We start from the raw sequence: 11,735 nt of genomic DNA, 5'->3' as shown, positions 1-11,735 counted from the left end.
TCACCATCTAGAATCTTGCTGTAAAGCCAGCAAAATAACGGCGCCCCTCGTCTGCACGACTAAACAAGCTAATATCATCTAGTGCTAAGCGTTTATTAGCGATGTTTTCTATACCTGCTCTAACACTGAGATTTTTATTGATGTCATAATTCACATACCAATGCACTAAGTTATAGGCTGGTTGATTCTTAGTCGTTCTATATTGTGAGCCTATGTGCTCAAATCGAACACTCGTACTTAACCCATCAAGAGGTTTCCATGTCACCATCGCATTCGCACGATGGCGAGAACGGTCACTCAACGGTTCTGATAAGGTCTTATTTTTAGCACTCAAGTAAGTATAGTTTGCTTCCGCTTCCCACGTTTCTGAGAATTTATACCCTAGCGTGAATTCTGCACCTTGCAATACCGCTTTATTCACATTTTCGTAGGCAAGACATACCCTTCCTGCCACATCACATTGTTTTTGGCGAGTTGTTTCGATAAGATTATTAACATCATTTCTAAACAGCGTTACCCCTGCAGAGAATTGGTTATCATCATAGGCTGCTCCTAGTTCATACGAGACGGTTGTTTCGGGTTTTAACTCTGGATTGCCACGAATAATACCTCGCCCTCCCATCGCTGCTCTGGACTCATATTCTGCCGATAACTGTTTTAGTGTAGGTGCTTTAAAACCTTTACCAACCCCAGCTTTAATCGTCCATACCTCATTTGGCCTATAGGTAAGGTAGGCTCTAGGACTAAATTCCCAGCCAAAATCTTCATGTCTGTCTGCTCGTACACCTATTACTGCATCCCATTTATCATTGATGAACAACTCATCTTGTAAAAATACCGCATAGTGATTTTGAGCCTTATGCTTTTTCTTATTGATAGTTGGATCATCCAGTGATTCACGTCTGTATTCAGCCCCTGCCGTTACATAATGATGATTGCCTAATCTAAAACTAGCTTTACCATCAATCACACTATCTCTAAACTTATTAGGACCTCCAGCATCTTTATCATCAGTTCGATGAGCGAGACGTTTTAACTCCGTCTGATATACACGCAACATCGTATCCCCCCAACTCCAAGTACCTTGATGAGAAAGAGAATAGCGACGACGCTGCACATCATGCGTTAAATGATAATCAGGCGATTTGACTAATATGGGTTTACTCGGTTTTCCCGGCTTAGATCCTGAACTAGGCAACTTAGACACTGACCCCTCTCGATAGCTTTCTTGTTCTTCATTATTCATATCTATTGATGCATCAATTCTTTGTTGTGCGTCAGGAGTCCATGTGAGACCTATATGTCCTGTTTTAGCTTGTTGTTTATCCAAGGCATAAAATGGTTTTTCCACCTCTTTTAATGGTTCACGATAGCGGTACTCTCCCCAAAGGTTTAAACCTAAAGTATCCTTAACCAATGGTCCGCCAAGATAAAAACCCGTTTTAAATTGATCACCACCTAAACCATGATCATTCCATACGCCATAACTACTTAGTGATCCTTCCCATTTATCTGTTGCCGTCCTTGTAATCATATTGACTACACCACCTAATGCTTCTGAACCGTATAAAGAAGACATTGGGCCACGCACTATTTCGACACGCTCTAACGCTTCTGTTGGCACCCAACCTAACTCAAAATCCGAGTGCGCAATTGCTGAAGCAGAATTATTAATTCGTTCGCCATTAATCAGAATTAAGGTATGATCTGAATTCATCCCTCGAATACTAATGCCTTGCCTACCATTGCCTAAACTCTCTAGTGACACCCCCACACTGGCATCAACTGCCTTTGCTAAATCATTCACAGGTTGTTGTTGTAATTTTTTCTGCGTAATCACAGAAATACTGGCTGGCGCATCTACTAATGCACGTTCTGACGAAGTAGCTGTTACAACGATATTTTCTAATGTAGGAACATCTTGTTCTTGTAATTCTTGGTTCGATAATTGAGTTACTGCTAAAGCCGTTTGTGTGAGTAAGGCACTAATAATTGCAGAATATAAAAGACTTTTTTCCATTTTTCCCCGTTCAAAATATGTTATGTTATAACATAACATTTATTTCGTAAAGCAAAAAAGGGAAATAAATAGACGTTTTTGCTTAATTTATTTAACAATTCAATTAAGACAATGTTACTTAAATCCCTCTTTTTCAATGTCGTTTTTATCGACTATTTCTATTAATCAAAAGTGAAAATAGCGCCTACACTAGCACCAAGCCCTCCTCTACTATCTGCACTAAAAGCCCCTTTCCAGACAATTTTCCCTGTACTGCTCATTCTAGAAATTCCCAATGCATAGCCCGTTTCCCCACGATAAACAGCAGTACCAATCATCATTCCTGTTTGCTCTGGCTTCCATGCTTGCGGAAGGCTTGCGACTGCCATGGCTGAGGCAATACCTGCTTGTGATTGTTTCTTCACAGAGCGTAAGCTAGAGCTTAAATCTGCTGTTTTGCGATCTAATCCATCCAATCGTTTGGTATGCTCTATTTGATTTGCATTCACATGACCTAAAGCACTGGCGACATCATGATGTGTCATCGTTTTACCTGTCTTGGCATCTGTCACTTGAATGTTTGGAGCCGTTACGACACCATTTGGTAAGGCTTTTGAGCCTCCTCCAAGAATAGTAGCAACGCTCTTAGCCGTATTATCTGTTTTGGTATCCAATCCATCTAAACGAGCGGTATGTACGACTTGATTCGCATTCACATGCTCAAATGCACTACCCATATTGTTATGGGTAATTGTTTTACCTGTTTTTGCATCAGTGATATTGATGTTAGGAACCGTTAAGCGTCCCTCTTTAGTAACTGTAACCCCAGCACCAAAATTTTTAGCTACATCTGAGGCTAAATCAAATACTTGTCCGCCTGTGACGGCGTCTTTAGAACCAGACGTAATAGCCCCTTTACCAACATTACCGATAACATTACCACCCATATCAATTTTGGCAGAGGATAATACCGTAATACCTTTACCTACCGTTACCACACCATCAAACACAGGGTTATCAGACAGGTTTAAACTAATCACACCACCGTTAGCGACTGTGCTGATATTTTTATCGCCTTTGATAGTCACTTTATCCCCTAATTGACGATTAAAGTTTCCTGTATCACCAGCAAAGTTTAAGCCTTTAGCGATAGTAGTTTCGTTAGCAAAAATACGATTGTCTTGCTCTGCATCTTTTACATCAATACGAGCAATCGCTTGGTCGTGACCATCTAAACGATTATCATGTTCGACATCTTTTGCTTTTAGACCTGAAATATCGGTCGCATTTTGGGTAATTTTACTATCTTGAGAAGCATTTTGGGCATCTACATAGGTTTTGTCCGCTTTCTTCGCAATCTCAGTATCTTGCTTCACATTTTGTGCGTCTACATAGGTCTTATCAGCTTTCTTACTTAGCTCTGTATCCACATAAGTCTTGTCCGCTTTTTTTGCAATTTCTACATCTTGATCGTTATTTTTTGTTTCTATAGTCGTTAGACGATTATCTTGGGTCGTATTTTTGGTTTCAATTTCAGTAATACGCGTTTCATTAATAGTTGATGAGTCAGCATCTCCTAATAAAAAAAACGTTGTGTAATCGTATCCTGTCATATAACTGCCAGACCGATTTGTTCTAGTTTCAACTGGAGTTCTACAACCATCATTATCATATGAGGTAGCAGAACAACTTAAAAAAATAGATTTATATGTAGGATCTGGTGGTTCATATTCCGCCGCCAGCAAAGGCACGCTAGATACCAGTAAAAATCCTGCGAGTATTTGTTTATATAATGTATTCTTATCGAACTGCATAAAAGTCTCCGATTTTCCTAAAATTGATGAATAAATACTCTCCTGCTATCAAAAAAAAGCTAACGTATTTATTCGATAGCTTTTAACGGCGTTTGAGTATTTTCATTCTAGAAAAACGTCTTATTTCGCTCTATACTTATTCTTTCAAATGTCCGTGAGTATTAATACGTATTACGTGTTTTCTCATATCAATATTCAAGAGGTTTACTAATGACGAATCAACAAGTCGCTGTTTTAGGTGCCGGTATTATGGGGCATGGCATTGCTCAGCTATATGCCATGGCAAATTATCAAGTAGCTCTTTATGATATTTCTCATGATGCCTTAAACAAAGGTATTCATCATATTCAAGAAAGTCTTAAGCACTTTTCTACTATTGGGTTGATAGCTCCAGAAAAAATTTCATCTATTCTGGCTAATATACACCCAACAACATCAATTGAAGAAGCGGTAACTGAGGCGGTTATTATTACCGAAGCTGCCCCTGAAATTCTTTCTCTAAAATATGATTTATTTAAACAAATTGAACAATTTGCAAGTATCGATGCAATCATTGCCTCGAATACATCGTCATTTGCTGTAGAGAAGCTCGCAGAAGGCATTCAACACAAAGAACGCTTTGTGATTACTCATTTTTTTAATCCTGCTCAGATTGTACCGTTGGTTGAAATTCTGGGTAATCATCAAACCCCAAAAGAGGTTCTAGATCGGGTAAAACAGATGATGCAGGCTATCGACAAAGAACCTGTGGTATTGCTAAAAGACAAGCCCGGGTTTATTGCAAATCGTCTCCAAGCGGCTCTTGCTAGAGAAGCCCTTAGTTTGCTTGAAGAAGGAGTTGCCGATGCTCATAGCATTGACACAGCAATTACCGCTGGTCCTGGTTTTAGATGGGCATTTATCGGCCCCTTAGAAACAGCCGACTTTGGGGGCTTAGATACATGGGCAAGAGTGATTGAAAATCTTGCCCCTACATTAAACAAAAGTGAGCATGCCCCTCAATCAATCACTGAGCTAGTTCACAAAGGAGCTCTTGGTGTGAAAACTGGTGCTGGTATTTACTCATATACTCCTGATAGCATTGCTAACAAAACTACGCAACGAGATATAAACTTCTTAAAATTGATGAAATTAAAGCAGAGTATCGAATAATTTAAATCAATATTTTTATCCACTTTTTCCTTTACATACCAAAACTTAACCTTCCCTTAACTACTTAACAAGTATTAACATATAGTTTTAAATAGACATGGTATTATTACCTATATACAGAATGTTTTACTGACGCTGTAAATTTTTTAATTTTTACAAAAGGAAGAAATAATGAGCTTTGATTTAGGACAATTATTCCAGGGCCCAGTACGTGATTTAGTACTTGGTCAAGTAACTAAACAATTTGGCTTATCTAATGATGGCGCTGGTAACCTAGTAAACAAAGGTTTATCAATGGTATTAGGTAGCATGGCTCAAAAAGCAGGCTCAAAAGAGGGTGCTACTGGCTTATTTGATTTGATTAAAAACACAGCCTTCTCTGGCAATGTTAATCCTTTAGACATTATCACTGGCAAATCACAAGCTACAGCAACTGAAGCTGGTAGTTTATTAGAATTAGGCAAAAACTTAATTCCTAGCATTTTCGGCTCTCGTACTGATGCTGTTAGCGCTTACTTAGCAAATAGTGCTAATACAACAAGCGATAAAGCAAAAGGTGTTTTAGGTTTATTAATTCCAACTATTTTTGCTTTCTTTAAAAACAAAATCGCTAGTGGTTTAGGTTTAGGTGGATTTGCTAGTCTATTAGGCGAACAATCTAAATTTGCTGCTAATCACTTAGATACTGAAGCACTAGGTGCATTAGGCTTTGCAAATACATCATTAAACGATGTATTCGGTGGTGTTAATCGTTTAGCTTCTTCATTAGGCACAACAACTGCTGCTGTTGGTGCAACTGCAGCTGGCGTTAGTGCTGCAACTGCGGCAGCGGCTAAATCAGCTACAACAACTGCAACTACATCAGCTGCTAACGCTGCTAAGCCTGTAGTTCAATCTGGTAAATCTGGTGGTGGTCTATGGAAATGGTTAGTTGCTGCTGCTGTTCTATTAGCTGCATTACTAGGTATTAAGAGTTGCTCTAGCGACAAAGAAGTGTCTGCTCCTGTTGAAAACAAACCTGCTGAAACTGCTCCAGCTCCTAAAGCTGAAGAAAAACCTGCAGAAGCTGCTCCGGCCCCTAAAGCTGAAGAAAAACCTGCGGAAGCTGCTCCGGCCCCTAAAGCTGAAGAAAAACCTGCGGAAACTGCTCCGGCCCCTAAAGCTGAAGAAAAACCTGCGGAAACTGCTCCAGCAGCTGCAGCTACTCCAGCTCCTGAAGTTAAAGTTACTGAAGGTCTAGGTGACTTAGGCTGGATGAAATCTGACAAAGATTTAACTGTATCTGGTACAGTTCAAAATGAAGGTATCAAATCTAGTATTCTAGATGCGTTCAAAGGTTTAGCCGCTGGTTTACCAATTGTTGATAATTTAAAAGTTGATCCATCTGTAGGTAAATTCTCATTTGATAACTTTGGTGGTTTAGCTGATATCTTCAAAAACTTCCCAGGTATCAATGGTTCGTTCGCAGATAAAGTATTTAACTTAACTGGTGAAGTGGCTAGTGATGAAGACAAAACTAGCTTAATTGACAAAGTTAAAGCGTTATTAGGTGGTTTATTCTCTATTAATGCTGATGGCGTAAAAGTAAATGCCCCTGCTACAGCTGCTGCTCCTGCTGCTACACCAGCTGAAGAACCAGAAGCCGAAGTAATCGCCGATATGTCAGCTCCTATGTTAGACTTAAACATCGTATTTGATACAGCTAAATCTGACATTAAAGCTCGCTACAACCGTCGTTTAGATGCATTTGCTAAATACTTAATCGACAACAAACGTGGCGGTGAAATCTCTGGCCATACTGATAATGTTGGTGATGCTGCTGCTAATCAAAAACTATCAGAAGAACGTGCTAATGCCGTTCGCAACTACCTAGTTGGAAAAGGCGTACCAGCTGATTCACTTACAGCAGTTGGCTACGGTCAAGACAAACCTGCTTATGACAACAACACAGAAGAAGGTCGCAGCAAAAACCGTCGTATTGAGTTTAACGCTAAATAATCACAAAAAGCTTAAACACATATAACGTTCAAAACGTTGAGGGTGACAGAAATGTCACCCTTTTTGTTTTTGGGGATAAAGTAGCGTTTTCGGCATGCAGGTTTTCATTATAGCGAATAAGTGACTATTCCTAATCTCCTCCATTGGAAACCTGCACGTCAAAATTAAAAAAGATCTACACCACTAAAGGGGTGACAGCATGTGACCACTTTTGTGTCTTGCGTACTTAGCCACTTCTATTGGTGGTAAAAAAACACCACTATTTTATCTCGTGTCATTATTTTTTCATCTATATCTGTTAATTATCTCGAAAATAAGGGAAAACCCTTATATGTAAATTTATTTACATATAATAATCTTTATGTAAATAAATTTCCGTCTCTGACCATGGCTATTGAAACCACTTTCACTAAAGCACTCACTCAAAAAATACATTTGTTGACAGTACCACAACAAAAGATGGCGACTTATGTATTAGAGAACCCTTTCAAAGTAGCTCTCTACTCTATTGATGAGTTTGCACAGGCTGTTCAAAGCTCAACCGCCAGTGCCAATCGTTTCGCTAAAGCCCTAGGATATGCGGGTTATGCTGCTTTTAGACAAGACCTTATAAAAGGTTTCGAGAGTGTATTAGAGTCCGTTCATCGATTAAAAGAAGAGCGCAAAACTGTCACTTCTATTCAGCAAGTATTTTCTAATGTTTTTAACGAAGTGCAAAATAATCTGGAAACTACGCGTCATCAATTAACCAATGATAGCTGTGAAAAGGCTGTACAAATGATTCTTGCCGCTAGCCGTATCTATATTCTAGGCTTTGGCTCAAGTGGCTATTTAAGTGGAATCATGGAAAGACGCTTATTTCCATATAACGATATGGCGGTTTCATTAAGCACCCATGGCGGGATTTCTGAGGCAGCTCGTCGTCTGACTTTTGTCAAAGAAGGTGATTTGATATTAGCGATTTCTTTTCCTCGCTATCTTCTTGATACGATAGAGTTAGCCAAAAAAGCGAAATCGCGAGGAGCAAAAATTCTTGCACTAACCGATAAGTTAACCGCTCCTATCGTACCAATTGCTGACTGCGTTCTTTATGGGCAAAGTCAAACACAATATGGACAAAACTCAGAAGCATCCACCCTTGCTCTTATTGAAGGGCTGTTAGCCGCGGTTGATTATGCTTCCGATAGATCCGTCGAGTTAGCCACCGAGATGGCAGAAACGCTAGCCCCTTGGTTAGTTAACCCTAACAATTAGATATAACATGAGTTTTACTATGTCTACAACTACACCTTTACATCAATCCCAACCTGTTATCGATGTCCGTCATTTAAGCGTTGATTTTATTAGCTCTGAAAGAACTGTACACGCTGTCAAAGACTTATCTTTTGCTGTGAACAAAGGTGAGACCCTAGCTATCGTTGGCGAATCTGGATCAGGCAAATCAGTTACCTCATTATCTCTAATGCGTTTAGTAGAAAATGGGGGTGGGACTATCACTCAAGGTGAAATGCTATTTACTGGACGTGATCAAAAAACAGTAGACCTAGCTAAACTTGATAAAGCTGAATTACGCCGTATTCGCGGTGCAGATATGGCAATGATTTTTCAAGAGCCTATGACTTCGCTTAACCCTGTATTCACTGTTGGTGAACAAATTGCCGAGTCTATCCGTTTGCATCAAGGCTTAAATGCCACACAAGCGATGTCAGAAGCATTACGTATGCTAGATCAAGTACGTATTCCAGAGGCTAAAAATGTTCTTACTCGTTATCCTCACCAGCTTTCTGGAGGTATGCGCCAGCGAGTAATGATTGCGATGGGACTTGCCTGTAAACCCTCTTTACTGATCGCTGATGAGCCTACTACTGCCTTAGATGTAACTATTCAAGCACAAATCCTACAACTCATCCGTGAACTACAAAAAGAAATGAATATGGGGGTTATCTTTATTACCCATGATATGGGTGTCGTTGCTGAAGTAGCCGATCGTGTTCTTGTGATGTATAAGGGTGATAAAGTCGAAGAAAATATTTCTCAAGAAGTATTTTCTAATCCACAACATGCTTACACCAAGGCCTTATTATCAGCTGTTCCTCGTCTTGGTAGCATGGTTGGCAAGAAGCTTCCTGAGCGATTTGAATTACTGTCTATGAAAGAGCCTGACTCTATTAACAACGACATTATTCATCCTGCTCTGCAGCCCGATTATGACCACTCTCCTATTCTTCAGGTTAAAGATTTGATGACTCGTTTTAATATCACTGGTGGTTTTTTCGGAAGAGTCCAAAAACGTGTCCATGCTGTAGAGAAAATTAATTTTGATTTATATCCAAAAGAAACGCTATCACTTGTGGGTGAATCTGGTTGTGGAAAATCAACGACTGGACGGTCTTTACTACAGTTAATTAAAGCAGAAAGCGGCAATATTATTTTTAATGATCAAAATATTAGCCAATTTAATAATGCCCAAATGCAAAAAGTACGCAGAGATATTCAATTTATCTTCCAAGACCCTTATGCCTCTTTAGATCCTCGCCAGACAGTCGGCTATTCAATTATGGAGCCACTATTAGTGCATAACATCGCTAGTGGCAAAGAAGCAGCAGATAGAGTCGCTTGGTTATTAGAAAAAGTAGGCTTATCATCTGATATGGCTCAGCGCTATCCACATGAGTTTTCTGGCGGACAGAGACAACGTGTTTGTATCGCTCGTGCCTTAGCCTTAAATCCTAAGGTTGTTATTGCGGATGAGTCTGTGTCTGCACTAGACGTTTCTATCCAAGCACAAATTATTAATCTGCTCATGGATTTACAACAAGAATTTGGTATCTCTTATCTGTTTATTTCTCATGATATGGCGGTCGTTGAACGCATCAGTCACCGTATTGCGGTAATGTATTTAGGGCAAATCGTGGAAATGGGCTCTCGACAAGCCATTTTTGAGAATCCACAGCACCCCTATACTAAAAAGCTTATTGAAGCTGTGCCGATTGCTGATCCAAGCCGTCGCCACTTAGATAAAAAATTACTCACGGGAGAAATCCCTAGCCCTATTCGTGCTTTAGGTGATGAACCTATCGTCCGTCCTCTCGAACAAGTTGGTGTAGATCATTTTGTTGCGCGCCACCCTGTTGGAATCTATCGTTAACCCTCAGTATTGTTTATCCGCTTAGGAGCATCATATGACAATTACTTCTTTTAAAAAATCACTTCTTGCCTCAGCATTGATGGCGGGTATGGCTTTTGCATCTAATGCCTATGCCGCAAAAGATGCTGTTGTAGCCATTCCATACAGCATTGACTCATTAGATCCATATAACACCAACTCAACATTAAGCCAAGCTATTGGTAAAGGTTGGTATGAAGGTCTTTTCGAGTTCAATAAAGATTTAGAAATTAAACCTCTTCTTGCAACAGGCTATGAAGTAAGCCCTGACGGTCTTGTTTATACATTTAAACTTCGCGAAGGTGTTAAATTTCAAGACGGTACTGATTTCAATGCAGAGGCTGTTAAATTTAACTTTGATCGTGTTTTAGATAAAAATAATGCGCTTGCTCGCTTTAATCAATTTAAAGCTATTAAAACCATTGAAGTCGTTGATCCTTTAACATTAAAAATCACCTTAAATGAGCCATTTTCAGCTTTCATCAATAATCTTGCCCACCCATCTGCAATGATTATTTCACCAGAAGCATTGAAAAAATACGGCAAAGACATCAACCTACATCCAGTAGGAACTGGTCGCTATCAATTCGCCGAATGGAATCCAGGTCAAACAGTGACAATGAAAAAATTTGATGGCTACTGGAACAAAGACGAACCAGCAAAACTTGACTCATTAACTTTCCGTGTCGTTAGTGATAACAATACTCGTGCGGCTGTCATGCAAACTGGTGAAGCACAATTTACTTACCCTGTGCCTTTTGAACAAGTCGATGTTCTTAAAAAAGATGACAAAATTGAGCTTGTTGTAGAGCCATCAATTATCTTGCGCTATATTTCTATGAATACTTTGGTGAAACCATTTGATAATCCTAAAGTACGTCAAGCCATCAACTATGCAATTAACAAAGAGGCCTTAAATAAAGTAGCATTTAATGGTTATGCTGATGCAGCTGCTGGTGTTGTTCCTGAGAAGGTTGAGTATTCATACAAAATCGAGCCATGGAAATATGATGTAGCCAAAGCCAAAGAACTATTAAAAGAAGCAGGCTATCCAAATGGCTTCGAATCAACATTATGGTCTGCTTATAATGACGGCACTTCTGTTAAAGCCATTCAGTTTATCCAACAACAATTACGCCAAGTCGGTATTAAAGTCTCTGTCGAAGCATTAGAAGCAGGGCAACGTGTTCAACGCGTTCAATCGGTTAAAGATCCTAAAGATGCTCAAGTCCGTATGTACTATGCCGGTTGGTCTGCATCAACTGGTGAAGCCAACTGGGCATTAAGTCCATTATTAGCTGGTGATGCTTGGCCTCCTACTTTTAATAACACGGCTTACTATAAAAACGATAAAGTTGACCAAGATTTAGCGGCGGCATTAAAAACTACCGATAAAGCAGAAAAAGCTAAGTTATATGCTGATGCACAGCAACAAATTTGGGCTGATGCACCTTGGGCATTCTTAAACGTAAGTAAAACCGTTGCTGCTCGCAATAAAAAACTAGAAGGCTTCTATGTTATGCCTGACGGTTCTTACTATTTTAAAAATGTTGAATTAAAAGATTAATTCTTTATTAAAAATAGTACAAGGGTAATCTAGCCTTTA

The 11,735-nt window shown here is 39.5% G+C and carries 7 protein-coding genes; 5 read left to right on the top strand and 2 right to left on the bottom strand.

Going from position 1 to position 11,735, the window contains the following annotated elements; all coding sequences use genetic code 11:
* Positions 1-7: 7 nt before the first annotated feature.
* Together BQ4443_RS06960 and BQ4443_RS06955 are read right to left on the bottom strand one after the other, a co-directional pair.
* Positions 8-2,020, bottom strand: a complete 2,013-nt coding sequence (locus BQ4443_RS06960; protein ID WP_023950641.1) for a TonB-dependent receptor domain-containing protein — start codon at positions 2,018-2,020, stop codon at positions 8-10.
* Positions 2,021-2,181: 161 nt separating this feature from the next.
* Positions 2,182-3,813: a YadA-like family protein gene (locus BQ4443_RS06955; RefSeq protein ID WP_071058460.1), complete on the bottom strand. Its 1,632-nt coding sequence runs from the start codon at positions 3,811-3,813 to the stop codon at positions 2,182-2,184.
* 210 nt (positions 3,814-4,023) lie between these two features.
* Here BQ4443_RS06955 and BQ4443_RS06950 point away from each other — a divergent pair, with 210 nt between their 5' ends.
* From BQ4443_RS06950 to gsiB, 5 genes are all read left to right on the top strand, one after another.
* Positions 4,024-4,965, top strand: coding sequence for a 3-hydroxyacyl-CoA dehydrogenase family protein (locus tag BQ4443_RS06950; RefSeq protein ID WP_023950637.1), 942 nt, complete (start codon positions 4,024-4,026; stop codon positions 4,963-4,965).
* Positions 4,966-5,136: 171 nt separating this feature from the next.
* Positions 5,137-6,963 carry an OmpA family protein gene (locus tag BQ4443_RS06945; RefSeq protein ID WP_071058459.1) on the top strand — a complete coding sequence of 609 codons (1,827 nt, stop codon included), beginning with the start codon at positions 5,137-5,139 and terminating at the stop codon, positions 6,961-6,963.
* Between the two features lie 387 nt (positions 6,964-7,350).
* Positions 7,351-8,217, top strand: coding sequence for a MurR/RpiR family transcriptional regulator (locus tag BQ4443_RS06940; protein WP_071058458.1), 867 nt, complete (start codon positions 7,351-7,353; stop codon positions 8,215-8,217).
* Between the two features lie 19 nt (positions 8,218-8,236).
* Positions 8,237-10,111 carry a dipeptide ABC transporter ATP-binding protein gene (locus BQ4443_RS06935; protein WP_071058457.1) on the top strand — a complete coding sequence of 625 codons (1,875 nt, stop codon included), beginning with the start codon at positions 8,237-8,239 and terminating at the stop codon, positions 10,109-10,111.
* 34 nt (positions 10,112-10,145) lie between these two features.
* Complete coding sequence (gsiB, locus tag BQ4443_RS06930; RefSeq protein ID WP_023950629.1) at positions 10,146-11,696, top strand: glutathione ABC transporter substrate-binding protein GsiB; 1,551 nt, start codon at positions 10,146-10,148, stop codon at positions 11,694-11,696.
* The last annotated feature ends 39 nt before the right edge of the window (positions 11,697-11,735 follow it).

Origin of the sequence: Pelistega sp. MC2 (genome assembly GCF_900099475.1) — a bacterium.
In the GTDB taxonomy this organism is placed as follows: Bacteria; Pseudomonadota; Gammaproteobacteria; order Burkholderiales; family Burkholderiaceae_B; genus Taylorella; species Taylorella indica.
The sequence above is the reverse complement of the archived record's forward strand: the minus strand, read 5'-3'. Positions and strand labels throughout refer to the sequence as shown.